General features: G+C 74.2%; 13 protein-coding genes. 4 read left to right on the plus strand and 9 right to left on the minus strand.

The window, feature by feature from the left end; translation table 11 throughout:
- Positions 1 to 123: 123 nt before the first annotated feature.
- Both ACZ4WH_RS31655 and ACZ4WH_RS31660 read right to left on the minus strand, forming a co-directional pair.
- A complete protein-coding gene (locus ACZ4WH_RS31655) occupies positions 124 to 831 on the minus strand; it encodes an RDD family protein (protein WP_468187294.1) in 708 nt (235 codons plus the stop codon).
- A 65-nt stretch (positions 832 to 896) separates the two neighbouring features.
- Positions 897 to 2,468: an RDD family protein gene (locus ACZ4WH_RS31660; RefSeq protein ID WP_468187296.1), complete on the minus strand. Its 1,572-nt coding sequence runs from the start codon at positions 2,466 to 2,468 to the stop codon at positions 897 to 899.
- A gap of 234 nt (positions 2,469 to 2,702) precedes the next feature.
- On the opposite strand from ACZ4WH_RS31660, the gene ACZ4WH_RS31665 reads away from it, so the two are divergent.
- Positions 2,703 to 3,116, plus strand: a complete 414-nt coding sequence (locus tag ACZ4WH_RS31665) for an SsgA family sporulation/cell division regulator (protein WP_468187298.1) — start codon at positions 2,703 to 2,705, stop codon at positions 3,114 to 3,116.
- A gap of 17 nt (positions 3,117 to 3,133) precedes the next feature.
- Here ACZ4WH_RS31665 and ACZ4WH_RS31670 read toward each other — a convergent pair whose 3' ends face one another.
- Positions 3,134 to 4,540 carry an FAD-binding oxidoreductase gene (locus ACZ4WH_RS31670; RefSeq protein ID WP_468187300.1) on the minus strand — a complete coding sequence of 469 codons (1,407 nt, stop codon included), beginning with the start codon at positions 4,538 to 4,540 and terminating at the stop codon, positions 3,134 to 3,136.
- Between the two features lie 92 nt (positions 4,541 to 4,632).
- Here ACZ4WH_RS31670 and ACZ4WH_RS31675 point away from each other — a divergent pair, with 92 nt between their 5' ends.
- Complete coding sequence (locus ACZ4WH_RS31675; protein WP_468187302.1) at positions 4,633 to 6,105, plus strand: tetratricopeptide repeat protein; 1,473 nt, start codon at positions 4,633 to 4,635, stop codon at positions 6,103 to 6,105.
- A 9-nt stretch (positions 6,106 to 6,114) separates the two neighbouring features.
- On the opposite strand, the gene hppD is transcribed toward ACZ4WH_RS31675, so the two are convergent.
- Positions 6,115 to 7,263, minus strand: coding sequence for a 4-hydroxyphenylpyruvate dioxygenase (gene hppD / locus ACZ4WH_RS31680; RefSeq protein WP_468187304.1), 1,149 nt, complete (start codon positions 7,261 to 7,263; stop codon positions 6,115 to 6,117).
- Between the two features lie 123 nt (positions 7,264 to 7,386).
- Between hppD and ACZ4WH_RS31685 the strand changes: the two genes are divergently transcribed.
- Positions 7,387 to 7,866 carry an Lrp/AsnC family transcriptional regulator gene (locus tag ACZ4WH_RS31685; RefSeq protein ID WP_468187306.1) on the plus strand — a complete coding sequence of 160 codons (480 nt, stop codon included), beginning with the start codon at positions 7,387 to 7,389 and terminating at the stop codon, positions 7,864 to 7,866.
- Between the two features lie 72 nt (positions 7,867 to 7,938).
- On the opposite strand, the gene ACZ4WH_RS31690 is transcribed toward ACZ4WH_RS31685, so the two are convergent.
- Genes ACZ4WH_RS31690 through ACZ4WH_RS31700 form a run of 3 tightly spaced genes read right to left on the minus strand, consistent with a single transcriptional unit; the run spans position 7,939 to position 10,702 of the window.
- On the minus strand, positions 7,939 to 8,730 hold the full coding sequence (locus tag ACZ4WH_RS31690) for a S16 family serine protease (RefSeq protein ID WP_468187308.1): 792 nt from the start codon (positions 8,728 to 8,730) through the stop codon (positions 7,939 to 7,941).
- Positions 8,731 to 8,762: 32 nt separating this feature from the next.
- Positions 8,763 to 9,941: an o-succinylbenzoate synthase gene (menC, locus tag ACZ4WH_RS31695; protein ID WP_468187310.1), complete on the minus strand. Its 1,179-nt coding sequence runs from the start codon at positions 9,939 to 9,941 to the stop codon at positions 8,763 to 8,765.
- Positions 9,938 to 10,702, minus strand: coding sequence for a chorismate synthase (locus ACZ4WH_RS31700; RefSeq protein ID WP_468187312.1), 765 nt, complete (start codon positions 10,700 to 10,702; stop codon positions 9,938 to 9,940). The genes menC and ACZ4WH_RS31700 overlap by 4 nt, the downstream gene beginning before the upstream one ends.
- Before the next feature lie 102 nt (positions 10,703 to 10,804).
- On the opposite strand from ACZ4WH_RS31700, the gene ACZ4WH_RS31705 reads away from it, so the two are divergent.
- Positions 10,805 to 12,373, plus strand: a complete 1,569-nt coding sequence (locus tag ACZ4WH_RS31705; RefSeq protein ID WP_468187313.1) for a PucR family transcriptional regulator — start codon at positions 10,805 to 10,807, stop codon at positions 12,371 to 12,373.
- On the opposite strand, the gene dapE is transcribed toward ACZ4WH_RS31705, so the two are convergent.
- Together dapE and ACZ4WH_RS31715 are read right to left on the minus strand one after the other, a co-directional pair.
- Complete coding sequence (gene dapE / locus ACZ4WH_RS31710; protein WP_468187315.1) at positions 12,354 to 13,409, minus strand: succinyl-diaminopimelate desuccinylase; 1,056 nt, start codon at positions 13,407 to 13,409, stop codon at positions 12,354 to 12,356. The genes ACZ4WH_RS31705 and dapE overlap by 20 nt on opposite strands.
- 234 nt (positions 13,410 to 13,643) lie before the next feature.
- Entirely contained in the window at positions 13,644 to 14,285 is a 642-nt protein-coding gene (locus ACZ4WH_RS31715; protein WP_468187317.1) for an IclR family transcriptional regulator, read from the minus strand.
- Between the last annotated feature and the right edge of the window lie 619 nt (positions 14,286 to 14,904).

The raw sequence follows: 14,904 nt of genomic DNA on the forward strand, positions 1-14,904 counted from the left end.
CCCCCCCCCCCCCCCCCCCCCCCCCCCCCCCCCCCCCCCCCCCCCCCCCCCCCCCCCCCCCCCCCCCCCCCCCCCCCCCCCCCCCCCCCCCCCACTGCCGTATGAGCACCCTCAGCAGGCGGCTCAACCGGTGCTGACCACCACCGTCTTGGCCGCCTTGTCGTGCAGGCCCTGTTTGTACGGCTTGTCGAAGAAGCTCCAACCGCCCGAGACGGCCGTCCAGATGCAGGCACAGCAGAAGGCGAACGGCACCCACAGCACCAGGGAGCGGATCAGCATGGTCTGGGCGGAGGGGGTGGCGCCGTTCTCCAGGTTGGCCACCCGCAGGCCGAGCCACTTCTTGCCGAGGGTCTGCCCCGACCTGGTCATCATGAAGGTGTCGTACGCGATGTAGAGCACGGCCGCGATGAAGGACTGGGCGAGGGACCGGCCGACCTCCATGCGCTCGCCGTCGACCGCGTACTCAGTCACCCCGAACGCCCAGGTGAGCAGCAGCACGACGATGCCGACCAGGATCATGTCGATGATGCGCGCGAGCGTCCGCTTGCCGCTGTCGGCGAGCGGGGGCATGCCGGCCAGCGGATCGGCGGGATAGCCGCCGGGGCCGTAGGGGCCGCCACCCGGACCGCCGCCGGGGGGGCCACCGCCGTAAGGGCCGCCCGGACCACCGCCGTACGGGCCGCCCGCCCCGCCGCCGGGGGGAGGGGGCTGGGCGCCGCCGTACGGGGCGTCGTACGGCGAGCCCGAACCCTGGTCCGACGGGGGCCGCTTCCTGAAGGGGTCGTCCTCGGGGGGCTGCTCTCCGGAGCCGGGGGGCGGTTCGCTGCTCATGGCCCGAGTGGAACCCGAAGATCCCGGCTCCGCATCCGGCAGACGGCCGGACGGAGTACGCGCGGTCAGCCCGCCACGAAGGTGTGGGCCGCCTTGTCGTGCCAGCACTGGTGCCAGGGCCGGTCGAACAGGCACCACAGCACGCCCACGATCCCGACGACCAGCAGGCCCGGCACACTGAGGACCAGCCAGCGGCGCAGCGCAGCGCCGAACGTCGGAGGCTCGTGCGCCTCGATGTCCCGGACCTCGAGACCGCACAGCTTCTTGCCGAGAGTGCGGCCCCACTTGGCCGTGGGCAGCACCTCGTACAGGACGCCGGCCAGGAGCAGGACGGCGAGGACGATGCCGAGGCTGGTGCCGGTCGTGCCGTCGAGCAGCCAGACCGTGACCTCGCGGCCGGAGAGCCGGGCCGCGTCGATCTTCTCCTGGACGTGGTCCACGGCCCGGATGCCGAGCGGTACCGCCGCGGCGGCCGTCACGGCACCGATGGCCAGCAGGTCGATCAGCCGCGCCGCGAACCGCTTGCCGAGCCCGGCGGGACGGGCGGAGGCCTGCCGGCGCGCGGCGGCCTGGAAGATGTCCTCCACCGGCGGCTTCCACGGCGCCAGGGGCTGCTCGTCCCCGCCCCCGGCCAGCTGATGCACCTGCTGCGCCCAGGACGCCTGCCCGCCGCCGGGCCCGCTGGTCAGCGGGGTGACGGGCGCACCGGCCTGGACCGGGCCCGCCTGATGGGGCACCGACGGGGCTACGGGGGCGGCCGGGGCGGACTGGGGCGTGGGGGGTGACTGGGGTGCCTGGGCCGCCGGAGCGGGCTGAGGCACGGACGGCGGTGACTGCGGTCCCTGAGCCGCCGGGGACGGCTGAGGGACGGAGGGCGCCTGCTGTCCCTGGGCCGTCGGAGGCTGTGCGGCGGCGGCGCGGGCCGCGGCGGCCTTTCCGGCGCCGAAGCCGGAGTTCGCGGGCGCGCCGACCGGGCCCTGCGTACCGAAGCCGGACGGGCCGCTGTCGGTGCCGGACGGGGCGGGCGGCACCGGGCGGAAGGTCATCGTGCCGTCGTCGGTGCGGTCGGCTGCCGCCGGGCCGGGGATCGGGCGGCGGAAGATGAAGGTGCCGGGATCCTGGGCGTCGTCCTCCGTCGGCGGGATCGCCGCGGTGCCGTCGGTACGGGCGGTGGCATGGCCGTCGGGCGTGTGGGTGGCCTCGGCCGGCACCCGGGGGTCGGCACCCCAGGGTTCACCGGGCCGACCGGGCCCAGCGGGCTGACCGGGCCCCGCGGGCTGACCGGGCCCCGCGGGCTGACCCGACTGCCCCGGCACAGCTGACCGGCCCCACTGCGCGCCCTGCGCGGGCTGTGCGGGCACCCCGCCCTGCCGGTCCTGGTGCCCCGTGCCACCCGGCTGCTCCCCGTCCAACGGGTCCTCGTCGAAGAAGTGAGGGCCCGTTTCCTCCACGGAGGGAGACGCCGGGCGGGCGCCGGGGGGCGGGGTGAGCGGCTCGCCGTTCTTCGGCGCCGGGCGGCTCGTGCCGGGCACCCAGGAGGCGCCGTTCCAGTACCGGACGTAGCCGGGGATGGACGGGTCCGGGTAGTAGCCCTCGCGGGGCCGGTCATCGCCTGGGGCCGGGGTTGGGGCGCTCATGTCCGTCGTCCCGTATCTGCTCGGGGGTGGGATGGGGGCCTCCACATCTATCAGACCCGGGCATCCCCCACCGCCAGTCCCGCCGGACCCACCCCTTTCCGGGCAACGCCGTACCGGACTCGCCCGGGTGCGCCAAAAGAATTTCCACGAACCCGCGTAATGGCCCACCCCCGGCGCCCTCTCCCCCGTACGGGCCCGGTGCGAGCGGCCCCGACGCGAAAGGAAACGCAGGTCATGCAGCACACCGTGGTGGAGCGCGAGCTGGAGCTGAGGCTGATCCTGTCACCGGAGCGGAGCGTCCCGGTCCCGGCCCGGCTCGGCTACCGCTCCGACGACCCCTACGCCGTCCACATCACCTTCCACATCGACTCGGACCACCCCGTCGACTGGACGTTCGCCCGCGACCTGCTGGTGGAGGGGGTGTTCCGGCCGTGCGGGCACGGGGATGTGCGGGTGTGGCCGGCGAAGGCGGACGGGCGCAGTGTCGTCCTGATGGCGCTGAGTTCCCCGGACGGCGACGCGCTGCTGGAGGCGCCGGTCCCGCAGGTGTCGGCCTGGCTGGAGCGGACGCTGTGTGCGGTGCCGCCGGGCACGGAGGGCGGGCAGCTCGGCATCGACGGCGCGCTCGACCAGTTGCTCGCCCGGTGAACGGTCCCGGGAAAGGGTCAGAAGAGCTTGCCCGGGTTCAGGATGCCCAGCGGGTCGAAGACCTGCTTCACCGCCCGCTGCATCTCCACCCCGACCGGGCCGATCTCCCGGGCCAGCCACTCCTTCTTCAGGACGCCGACGCCGTGTTCGCCGGTGATGGTGCCGCCCAGTTCCAGGCCGAGGGCCATGATCTCGTCGAAGGACTCACGGGCCCGGCGGGACTCCTCGGGGTCGCGGGCGTCGAAGCAGACGGTGGGGTGCGTGTTGCCGTCGCCGGCGTGCGCGCAGACCCCGATCGTGAGGTCGTACGCGGCGGCGATCCGCTCCACGCCCGCCAGCATGGCGCCGAGCCGGGAGCGGGGCACGCACACGTCGTCGATCATCGTCGTGCCCTTCACCGCCTCCAGCGCGGTCAGCGAGAGCCGCCGGGCCTGCAACAGCATCTCGGACTCGGCCGCGTCCTCGGCCGGGACCACCTGGGTGGCGCCGGCGGCCTCGCACAGGGCGCCGACGGCGGCGAGGTCGGCGGCCGGGTCCGGGGTGTCGAACGCGGCCAGCAGCAGCGCCTCGGTGGTCTCGGGCAGCCCCATGTGGGCGAGGTCGTTGACCGCCTTGACCGTCGTACGGTCCATGAGTTCGAGGAGGGACGGCACGTGACCGCCCTCCATGATCCGGCAGATGGCGTCGCAGGCGGCCGCCGCGGAGGCGAACTCGGCGGCCAGCACCAGCTGCCGCGGCGGCTTGGGCTTCAGCGCCAGCACGGCCCGGACGACGATGCCGAGGGAGCCCTCGGAGCCGACGAAGAGCCGGGTCAGGTCGTAGCCCGCGACGCCCTTCGCGGTGCGGCGGCCGGTGGACATGAGGCGGCCGTCGGCGAGGACGACGTCCAGGCCGAGGACGTACTCGGCGGTCACGCCGTACTTGACACAGCACAGGCCGCCTGAGGCCGTGCCGATGTTGCCGCCGATCGTGCACATCTCCCAGCTGGAGGGGTCCGGCGGGTAGTACAGGCCGTGTTCCTCGACCGCGCGGGACAGGGTCGCGTTGACCACGCCCGGTTCGACCACGGCGATCCGGTCGACGGGGCTGATCTCCAGGATGCGGTCCATCTTGGTGAGGGACAGCACGACACAGCCCTCGGTGGCGTTGGCACCGCCGGACAGGCCGGTGCGGGCGCCCTGCGGGACGACGGGGACGCGCAGCTCGGTGGCCGTGCGCATGACGTGCTGGACCTGCTCGACGGTGCGCGGGAGGACGACGACGGCGGGGCTGCCCGCCGGGCAGAAGCTCGCCATGTCGTGGGCGTAGGAAGCCGTGACGTCGGAGTCGGTCAGGACGGCCTCGGGCGGCAGGCCGGCCAGGAGCCGGTCGGTGAGGTTACCGGTGTGCTCGTCGCGGGGTGCTTCGATACGGCTCATGATCACAGCGTGTCACTCCCGGCCATCGGTGTGAACCCCGCCCGCGCCGCCCTGGGACCACACGCATGTGCTCGTCGTATTGACGCACAGTGAGCGCCATGGACAACCGACAGTGCGTGGGTACGTCCCTGATCCCGGAGCCGCCGGTTCCGCGCCGGCCCCGGCGGGCGCTGCGACGGGTGCTGGTCGCCTCGCTGGCGGGCGGTGTCGTGGCGGGCACGGTGCTGATGCTGCTGCCGCACGAGCGGCGGCACGGGCCGGCCGCGCCGCCCGCCGCCGGTCCGCAGGCGCGGCCACGGGCACAGGTGCCGGTGCTGACGACGGTGACCTACGGGGTGCCGGCCGCGCTGCCCGGGCTGACGGCGCTCATCGGGCGGCAGGAGGAGCGGGTGCGGGCGCAGCCACGGGACGCCCGGGCGTGGGCGGTGCTCGGGGCGGCGTATGTGGAGCGGGGGCGCCGGGCGGGTGACGCGGCGGACTACCCGAAGGCCGAGCGGGCGCTGCGGTCCTCGCTGGAGGTGCGGGGCGGGCGGAACACCGAGGCGCTGGACGGCCTGGCCGCGCTGGCGCTCGCGCGCCGGGACTTCCCGGCGGCGAAGAGCTACGGCGAGCAGGCGCTGAAGGCGGCGCCGAAGCGGTGGCAGGCGTATCCGCCGCTGATCGACGCGTACACCGGGCTCGGCGACTACACGAAGGCCCGTTCCACCCTGGACAAGCTGCTGGAGCTGCGCGCCGGCGGGGCGGCGCGGCCGGCCGTGATGGCGCGGGCGGCAGCGGTGTACCGGGACCGGGGCTGGCGTGAGGACGCGGTGGCCCAGCTGACCGACGCGGCGGCGGCCGCCCGTACCCCGGCCGAGCAGGCCGCGTGGCTGACCGGGCTGGGGCAGCTGGCGTGGGAGCGCGGGGACCTGCCGGACGCGCTGCGGCACTTCGAGGCCGCGCTGCGGCTCGATCCCGACCAGCGGGCGGCACCGGCCGGGCGGGCGCGGACGCTGGCCGCGCTGGGGCGTACGGCGCAGGCGCTGGCCGCGTACCGGGCCGCCGTCGCGAAGCAGCCGAACCCCGAGGATCTGCTGGAGCTGGGCGAGCTGTACGAGTCGCTGGGGCAGCCCGGGCCCGCCGAGGAGCAGTACACGCGGCTGAAGGCGGCGGTACGGCGGGCGGTGTCGGGCGGGGTGGACGAGGAGCTGCTGATCGGGCGGTTCGAGGCGGACCACGCGGACCCGTGGGACGCCGTGGAGCGGTTGCGGGAGGAGTGGAAGCGGCAGCCGGGGATCGAGGTGGCCGACGCGCTGGGCTGGGCGCTGCACCGGGCCGGCGAGGACCAGGAGGCGCTGACCTACGCGACCGCCGCGACGGACAAGGCGAAGGGGGGCGGGGTGCGCAGCGCGCTGTACGCGTTCCACCGGGGCGTGATCGAGGCCGAACTGGAGCGGTACGGGCCCGCGCGGCGGCATCTGGAGGAGGCGTTGCGCATCAACCCGTACTTCTCGCCGCTGAAGGCGCCGATGGCGCGGGAGGCGCTGGGGGAGCTGGGCGACGTACCCGACGAGCCGCCGCCCAGCGAGTAGGGCCCGCCGTTACAGGTTGCCCCGCTTGGCCTGCTCGCGTTCGATCGCCTCGAACAACGCCTTGAAGTTGCCCTTGCCGAAGCCCATGGAGCCGTGCCGCTCGATGAGTTCGAAGAACACGGTCGGCCGGTCCTGGACCGGCTTGGTGAAGATCTGGAGCAGGTAGCCGTCCTCGTCGCGGTCGGCCAGGATCTTCAGCTCGCGCAGGGTCTCGACCGGCACGCGGGTGTCGCCGACCCACTCGCCGAGGGTGTCGTAGTACGAGTCGGGGGTGTCGAGGAACTCGACGCCGGCCGCGCGCATGGTGCGGACCGTCTGCACGATGTCGTTGGTGTTGAGCGCGATGTGCTGGACGCCCGCGCCGCCGTAGAACTCCAGGTACTCGTCGATCTGGGACTTCTTCTTGGCGATGGCGGGCTCGTTGATCGGGAACTTGACCTTGAGGGTGCCGTCCGCGACCACCTTCGACATCAGCGCGCTGTACTCGGTGGCGATGTCGTCGCCCACGAACTCCTTCATGTTCGTGAAGCCCATGACCTTGTTGTAGAAGGCCACCCACTCGTTCATCCGGCCGAGTTCGACGTTGCCGACGCAGTGGTCGATGGCCTGGAATACGCGGTGGGCGGGCGGCTCGACCATCGGCTCGGCGGCGGTGTAGCCGGGCAGGTAGGGGCCGTCGTAGCCGGTGCGCTCGACCAGGGTGTGGCGGGTCTCGCCGTAGGTCGCGATGGCGGCGAGGACGACCGTGCCGTGCTCGTCCTTCAGCTCGTACGGCTCGGTGACGCTCTTCGCGCCCTGCTCGACGGCGTGCGCGTACGCGGCGCGCGCGTCGGGGACCTCGATGGCCAGGTCGATGACGCCGTCGCCGTGCGCGGCCACGTGCTGGGCGAGGAAGTGGCCCCAGGTGCTGCTGGGCTTGATCACTGAGGTGAAGACGAAGCGGGCGGAGCCGCTCTCCAGCACGTAGCTGGCGGTCTCGCGGCTGCCGTTCTCCGGTCCGCAGTAGGCGACCAGCCGCATGCCGAAGGCGGTGGAGTAGTAGTGCGCAGCCTGCTTGGCGTTGCCCACGGCGAAGACGACCGCGTCCATTCCCTTGACCGGGAAGGGGTCGTCCTGCCGGGCGGTCGTGTCGGGAGTGAGCTGTGTGGTCTGCGTCATAGCGGAAGGGTGGCTCTGCTCTGCAAGGTGCGCAATAGTTCGCGTCATCGCTGGACAATCTGACCAGCGGTACGACCGTTACGGCGGTCTTTCTGTACAGGATGACCATCCAAAGGGGGTCCCGTGGCGATCGATCATCTGGACGGGCGCATCATCGTGCTGCTGGCCCGGGAGCCGCGCATCGGGGTGCTGGAGATGTCCCGGCGGCTGGGCGTGGCGCGGGGGACCGTGCAGGCGCGCCTCGACCGGCTTCAGTCGAACGGAGTCATCCGCGGCTTCGGCCCGCAGGTGGATCCGGCGGCCCTCGGCTACCCGGTCACCGCGTTCGCCACCCTCCAGATCCGGCAGGGCCAGGGCGCCGACGTACGGGCCTACCTGGCGACCGTGCCGGAGGTGCTGGAGCTGCTGACCACCACCGGCAGCGGGGACATGCTGTGCCGGCTGGTGGCCCGCTCGAACGCCGATCTTCAGCGGGTGATCGACCGGGTCGTCGGCTTCGACGGCATCGTCCGGGCCTCCACGGCGATCGTCATGGAGAACCCCGTACCGCTGCGGATCATCCCGCTGGTGGAGCAGGCGGCCGTGGACGCCGAACGGATGTAGGCGACCTCCGGCGAGCGCGGGTGGCTGCGGGAAGCTAGCAGCTCGGCGGCGAGCGCGGGTGGCTTCGGGGAGCTAGCAGCTCGGGACCGAGCCCTTGCCCTTCTCCAGCGCCACCAGCGCGTCGACCGCGCCCTTGAGCGTGGTCACCGGCACCAGCCGCAGCCCCTTCGGCAGCTCGGCCTCGGCGTCGGCGCACTCCGCCTTCGGGACCAGGAAGACGGTGGCCCCGTCCCGGCGCGCGGCCTGCGTCTTCAGGGCCACCCCGCCGACCGCGCCGACCTTGCCGGCCGCGTCGATCGTGCCCGTACCGGCGATGACGCGGCCTCCCGTGAGGTCGCCGCCGCTGCCGTCACCGTCCAGCTTGTCGATGATCCCGAGGGAGAACAGCAGCCCCGCGCTGGGCCCGCCCACGTCGGCGAGCTTCAGCGTGACCTTGACCCTGCCGGCGCCGATCCCGAGGTACTTCAGCGCCGCCTGGGTCGCCGCGTCCTGGGACTGCCGCATCTGTGCCTCGTTGTGCCGCTCGATCTCCTTGACGGTGTCGCCGCTCGGGTAGACGGAGTCGCGCGGCAGGATCGCCCGGTCCGTGCGGAACCAGCTGTCGACCACGTCACCGAGCCCGACCTCCGCGTCCGGACCGGTCGCCTCGATCGTGGTCATCCGCAGCTGCCCGCTGGTCCTCCGGGTCTCCGCCCCCGAGACCGTGATCACCGGGGTGCCCTGGTTCCGCCCGAGCACGTTCGCCGTCATGCCGGGCTGCGCCACCGAGAACGGCAGCGGCGCGAACGCGGCCGTGGCGAGCAGGGCCACGACGGGCAGTGCGCAGACGGCGAGGGCCTGGGGGCGTGTGAGACGTGAGAGCACGAGGTCAATCTAACGTGACAACCACGTGGCCCTTATGCCGCGGACCGGTCCCGTGATGCCGCGTACCGGTCCCGTGATGCCGCGCACCGGTCGTCCCGTCCTGCCGTGTAGAGGTCCCGTCGCTCCCGCGTGAACCGGCGCAGCGCGTCCGGCAGGGGGGTGACGCCGATGCCGGGGCCGGCCGGGACGGGCAGACGGCCGTCCGCGTCGAGGACGAACGGCTCGGTGATGTCCTCCGCGAAGTAGCGGCTGGACGCCGAGGTGTCCCCGGGCAGGGTGAAGCCGGGCAGCGCGGCCAGGGCGAGGTTGGGCGCGCGGCCGATGCCGGTCTCCAGCATGCCGCCGCACCACACCGGCACCCCGTGCGCGTGGGCCACGTCGTGGACCCGGCGGGCCTCCAGGTAGCCGCCGACCCGGGCGGGCTTGACGTTCACCACCCGGCAGGCGTCCAGGGCGATGGCGGACGCGGTGTCCCGGGCGTGGTGCAGGGACTCGTCCAGGCAGACCGGGGTGCGCAGCCGCTTCTGCAACCGGGCGTGGGCGTGCAGGTTGTTCTCCTCCAGCGGCTCCTCGATGAGCAGCAGCCCGAACGCGTCCAGCCGCCGCAGGTGCTCGGCGTCGGCGAGGGTGTAGGCGGTGTTGGCGTCGACCTGGAGGAGAAGGCCGTCGCCGAAGCGCTCGCGGACCGCCCGCACCGGCTCGACGTCCCAGCCGGGCTCGATCTTCAGCTTGATGCGGACGTACCCCTCGGCGAGGTAGCGCTCGACGTCGTCCAGCAGCTCGGGCACCGAGTTCTTGATGCCGACGGAGACCCCGGCGGGCACCCGGTCCCGTACCGCGCCCAGGTAGGTGGCGAGAGACATGCCGTGACCGCGCAGCTCGGCGTCGAGCACGGCCGTCTCCAGGGCCGCCTTCGCCAGCTCGTGGCCCTTGATCTTCGCCAGGGCGGGGGCCAGCGCGGCCGTGGTGAGGTGCGGGAGCGCGGCCACGCGGGGCAGCAGGAAGTCGCGCAGCACGATCTGGGCGCCGGCGACGAACTCCGAGCAGTACAGCGGCTCCGGGTCGGCGGCGAACTCCGACCAGCCCTCGGCGCGGTCGGTGACGACGCGCAGCAGGAAGGTGTCCTTCGCCGTCATGGTCCCGAAGGACGTACGGAACGGGGTGACCAGCGGGATCGCCACGTGCACGATCTCCACGCGCTCCAGCTTCACGCGGCGTCCTCCGTCCCGGTCAGCGTGTACCAGCCGTCGCGGGACATCCCGGTGGCCCGGAAACCCTCAACGAAGGCCTCCAGGAACACCTCGCGCACGGCGTGCCGCCAGCGCAGCGCCAGGGCGGGATCGGCGGCGCGCAGCTCGACGACGTCGTCCGGGACCCGGCACCACACGTGCCGCCCGGCGCGCCGGACGAGCGGCCCGCCGTCGGGCGCGGTGCGCAGGACGGGCCCGTGCGGGGCGGTGTCGTGCGGCGCGGTGTCGTACGACGTGCCGGCCGCCGTCAGGTCCCAGGTCACCGTCAGCCGGTCGCTCTCGTCGCCGTCGTTCACTCCGTCGGTCATGGGGCCGTAGAAGTCGACCAGGTACTCGGTGCCGACGGCGCCCAGCTTGGCCAGGTTGAAGCGGGCGTTGCGGCCGACGAGCGGGTCGAAGGTCCAGCTCATGACGCGGGCGCCGAGGGCGACGGCCCAGTCCCGCTGGGCCCGCTTCAGGGCGTGCCCGAGACCGGGTTCGGCGGCGGCCACGAGCGAGTACGTGCTCCGGTCCGGGCCGAGCACGGCGACGGACGCCCCGGCGAGCCGCTGCCCGTCGTGGACGGCGTGCACGGCGCCGCCGGCGTGGACCAGGCTGTGCAGGACCTCGGCCGGGTAGGGCGGGGCGGTGCGGGGTGTCCGCCAGACGTCGCTGAAGTGGTCGGCGACGGCCGCGAGCCCGGCGACGTCGTGGACGGTACGGATGGTGGCTCTCCCTGTCATGGGACGAGTCTCGGAGGCGCCGGAGGCGGATGTGTTGTGCGAGCGGCCAAGGCACGCGTACGTTCGTTGCGCCATCCGCCAACCGGCAAGCTGAGGACCCTCATGGACGCCTGCACCCTCGGCGACCTCCTGGACGTCGTCGGCGGCCCCGCGCTGCGCCTGCACACCGCCCCCGCCGGGCTCACCGCCCCGGTCACCGAGGCGGTCCTGTACGACGGCCGCACCCCGCTGCCCCGGCTGCCCGGCGCGCTGCTGCTGGCGGTCGGGCTGCCCGCAGCGGACGCGGGCCCGCTGCTGGGGGCGGCGGCGGAGGCCGGACTGACCGGGGTGGTGGTGCGCGGCGCGGACGGGCCGGTGGCAGCGGCGCGGGAGCACGGCGTGGCCCTGCTGTCGGTCGCGGAGGACACGGCCTGGCACCGGGTCCATCTGCTGCTGGCCTCGGCCATCGCCGCCCGGCCCGCCGCCCTCACCGCCGACACCGGGGCGGGCGACAGCGGGCTCGGCGATCTGTTCGCGCTGGCCGACGCCATCGCGACGGCCACCGGCGGGGCCACCGCCATCGAGGACCCGCGCCAGCGGATCCTCGCCTACTCCACGGTCCCCGGCCAGCCCGTGGACGAGGACCGCCGCCGGGGCATCCTCGGCCGGCAGGTGCCGGCCAGCGCCGAGAACACCGAGCAGTACCGGCGGCTGTTCGCCGCCGGCCGGCCGGTGCGGCTGCCCGCGCTGACCGGCAGCGGCCTGCCCCGGCTGGCGACGCCGGTGCGGGCCGGCGGGGAGACCCTCGGCTCGGTGTGGGTGATCGACGGCGGCTCGCTCGCCCCGGACGCCGAGGACATCCTCGCTCAGGGCGCCTCCACCGCCGCGCTGCTGCTGCTGCGCGCCCGGGCGGCCCGGGAACTGGCCCGGCACCGGGGCGGCGACCTGCTGCGCCGGCTCCTGGACGGCACGGCGGACGACCCGGCGACGGCCGCCGCCCGCCTGGGCGTCGACGGCCCGGCCCGGGTGGCGGCCTTCGTCCTGGACTCCGCCGCGAGCGTCCCGGACGCCGAACGCACCGCGCTGCGCCTGCTGGACGTCGTACGCCTGCAATGCGAGGCCCGCTACGGCCGGCACGCGTGCGTTCTGCTGGACGGGGTGGTGTACGCGGTGCTGCCCGGGCCGGGAGAGCGGCACCGGGGACTCGCCGAGGACATCGTGGCGCGGGCCGGGCAGGCGCTGCGGTTGCCGGTCCGGGCGGCGCTCGGCGAGGTGGTGCCGGACGCGGACGGGCTCACGGACTCCCGGGCGGACGCCGACCTGGTGCTGCGGGTGCTGGACGCGGACCTGCCGGTGGCCGTGGTGGACGAGGTGCGGGCCCGGGTGACGCTGCTGCGGCTGGCCGAAGTGATGGAGGGGCGCCGGGAGTTGAGCGCGGGCGCGTGGCGGCGGGTGCTGGCGTACGACGCCGGGCACGGCACCGAGTACGCGCGCACGCTGGTCTGCTGGTTCGACGCGGGCTGCGACATGGCCGGCGCGGCCAGGCTGCTGGCCGTGCACCCCAACACCTGCCGCTACCGCCTCAAGCAGCTCCGGCACCACGCCGGGGTCGACCTGGACGACCCCGACGAACGGCTGGTGCTGTGGCTTCAGTTGCGGACGCTGGCGGGCCTCAGCGCAGCCACGCCCTGAGCCGGGCCTCGCACTGCTGAAGGTGTGCGACGGGTACGTACTCCCCCGCCGTGTGCGCGAGGGACGGGTCCCCGGGGCCGTAGTTGAGCGCGGGCACGCCCAGCGCGGCGAACCGGGCCACGTCGGTCCACCCCAGCTTGGCCCGGGGCTCGGCCCCGAGAGCGGCCACCAGCGGACCCACCCGGTCCAGATGCGGCAGCGCCCCGCCGACGACCTCGGTGACCCGCATCTCGTACTCCGGGAAGAGCCCGCGCACGTACGCCTCCGCCTCCCGAGCCGGACGGCTCGGCGCGAAGCGGCAGTTGACGGTGACGACACACTCGTCGGGTACGACGTTCCCGGCGACCCCGGCGCGTACGGCGACGGCGCTGAGCCCCTCCCGGAACTCCAGCCCGTCGATCACGACCCGCTCGGGCCGGTGCGCGTCGAGCCGCTGGAGCAGGTGTCCGGCCTTGTGGGCGGCGTTGGTGCCCTGCCAGGCGCGGGCGGTGTGCGCGCGGGCGCCCTTGACCACGATGTCGGCGGTCAGGATGCCCTGGCAGCCGGCCTCGACACCGGCGTCGGAGGGTTCCATGAGGATCGCGAGGCCGGCCTCCTCCAGCAGCCCCGGCCGGGCGGCGGCGATCCGGCCGAGCCCGTTCCGCTCCCCTTCGACCTCCTCGCACTCGTAGAAGACGTACGTGAGATCGCGGGCGGGCTCCGGCACGGTGGCCGCGAGCCGCAGCGCGACGGCCACCCCGCCCTTCATGTCACAGGCGCCGAGCCCGTGGACCCGCCCGTCGGCGAGCCGGGAGGGCAGGTTCCCGGCGGCCGGCACGGTGTCCAGGTGTCCGGCGATCAGGACGCGTTCCTCGCGCCCGAGTCCGGTCCGGGCGATGACGGAGTTGCCGACCCGGTCCACGGCGAGGTGCGGCAGGAGACGCAGGGCATGTTCGACGCCGTCGGCGATCCGCTCCTCCTCCCCGCTCTCGGAGGGCAGATCGACGAGGGCGCGGGTGAGGGTGACGACGTCAGCGGTGAGATCGAGCGCGGTCATGCGGGGTCTTCCTGGGTCTGGGCGAGCGCCTCGGGGTTGCCTGGCCCTTGATGATGCGGAGCGGAAGACGGCGGGGGGTGTGCGGATCGGCAAGAGATTGGTGGGTGGGTTTGGAGGGCTGGCCAAGGGGGACGGGGAGCCGTTCGTCGGGTGCGGGTGCGGGCGCGTGGTGGCTGGTCGCGCGGTTCCCCGCACCCCTTCGGGGGCGCGGCAGAGCTGTCAGCCGCAAGGGGCTCAGCGCAACGCCTCCGCGACCTCCCTCGCCGCCTCCACCACCCGCGCCCCCACCCGCTCCGGCACGGCGTCCGCCAGCATCACCACACCCACACTGCCCTCGACACCCGTCACCCCCACCAACGGCGCCGCGGCCCCACTCGCCCCCGCCTCCAGCTCGCCGTGCGTGAGCGTGTACCCGGGATCGGTGGCCGGCGACTGCCGCGCGGCGAGGATCGCCTTACCGGCCGCACCCCGGTCCAGCGGATGCCGGAACCCGGCCCGATAGGCCACGTGGTAGTCCGTCCACGTGGGCTCCACCACCGCGACGGCCAGCGCCTCGGACCCGTCCACCAGCGTGAGATGCGCCGTCGCCCCGATGTCCTCCGCGAGCGACCGCAACGCGGGCAGCGCGGCCTCCCGTACCAGCGGATGCACCTGCCGTCCGAGCCTCAGCACCCCGAGCCCGACCCGGGCTCGCCCGCCCAGATCACGCCGTACGAGCGCGTGCTGCTCCAGCGTCGCGAGCAACCGGTACACCACGGTCCGGTTCACGCCCAGTTTGGTGGACAACTCGGTGACGGTCAGCCCGTGGTCCGTGTCGGCGAGCAGCTTGAGGACGCGCAGTCCCCGGTCGAGCGTCTGAGAGGTCTCCGCGGTCACGACGCCCACTCCTTTGGCGGTGAGGTCGGCAGCCCCTGAGCGGCGGATGCGTCGTCGAGTCCCGTCGGCGACGCGCTTCAGAGGCGGCCGATCGGCAGGACGGCCCGGCGGCTCCCGGGCCGAGTCGCTTCACGGCTGCGCTCCGCGGCGGCGCTGCCACGGGGCGTGTGCGTAGCGGGACAGTAGCGAAGCCGGTTCGCTGAGCGGAAGCCTTCGTCCAGAATCCGGGCAAGCCCAGATCCGGCCTGCCAGGATTCGTCCGGATACGCACACCCCACGCCCAACACCCGAGCCACCCCACCCACCCGAAGCCCGAGGCGAAGCCCCTGAACGGCACCCTCCCAGCCGACCGAGTAACCACACCCCGAACGACGCCCACTCACCCACCCGGGTCCGGGGCGAAGCCCCTGGGCGGTGCCCTCTCAACCGACCGAGTCACCCCACCCACCCCCGAGCCCGAGGCGCAGCCCCCGAACGGCGCCCACTCACCCGCCCGAGGCACCCGGAGCCCGAGGCGAAGCCTCTGGGCGGTGCCCCCTCAGCCGACCGAGTCACCCCACCCACCCCCGAGCCCGAGGCAAAGCCCCCGGGCGGCGCCCCCTAGCCGACCGAGTCGCCC

The organism is Streptomyces sp. NPDC029138 (assembly GCF_055564375.1).

Excerpts from the sequence above, each read along its gene's own strand:
- ACZ4WH_RS31655 (WP_468187294.1), bottom strand. The coding sequence starts at position 831 with ATGAGCAGCGAACCGCCCCCCGGCTCCGGAGAGCAGCCCCCCGAGGAC.
- ACZ4WH_RS31660 (WP_468187296.1), bottom strand. The coding sequence starts at position 2,468 with ATGAGCGCCCCAACCCCGGCCCCAGGCGATGACCGGCCCCGCGAGGGC.
- ACZ4WH_RS31665 (WP_468187298.1), top strand. The coding sequence starts at position 2,703 with ATGCAGCACACCGTGGTGGAGCGCGAGCTGGAGCTGAGGCTGATCCTG.
- ACZ4WH_RS31675 (WP_468187302.1), top strand. The coding sequence starts at position 4,633 with ATGGACAACCGACAGTGCGTGGGTACGTCCCTGATCCCGGAGCCGCCG.
- hppD (WP_468187304.1), bottom strand. The coding sequence starts at position 7,263 with ATGACGCAGACCACACAGCTCACTCCCGACACGACCGCCCGGCAGGAC.
- ACZ4WH_RS31700 (WP_468187312.1), bottom strand. The coding sequence starts at position 10,702 with ATGACAGGGAGAGCCACCATCCGTACCGTCCACGACGTCGCCGGGCTC.
- ACZ4WH_RS31705 (WP_468187313.1), top strand. The coding sequence starts at position 10,805 with ATGGACGCCTGCACCCTCGGCGACCTCCTGGACGTCGTCGGCGGCCCC.
- dapE (WP_468187315.1), bottom strand. The coding sequence starts at position 13,409 with ATGACCGCGCTCGATCTCACCGCTGACGTCGTCACCCTCACCCGCGCC.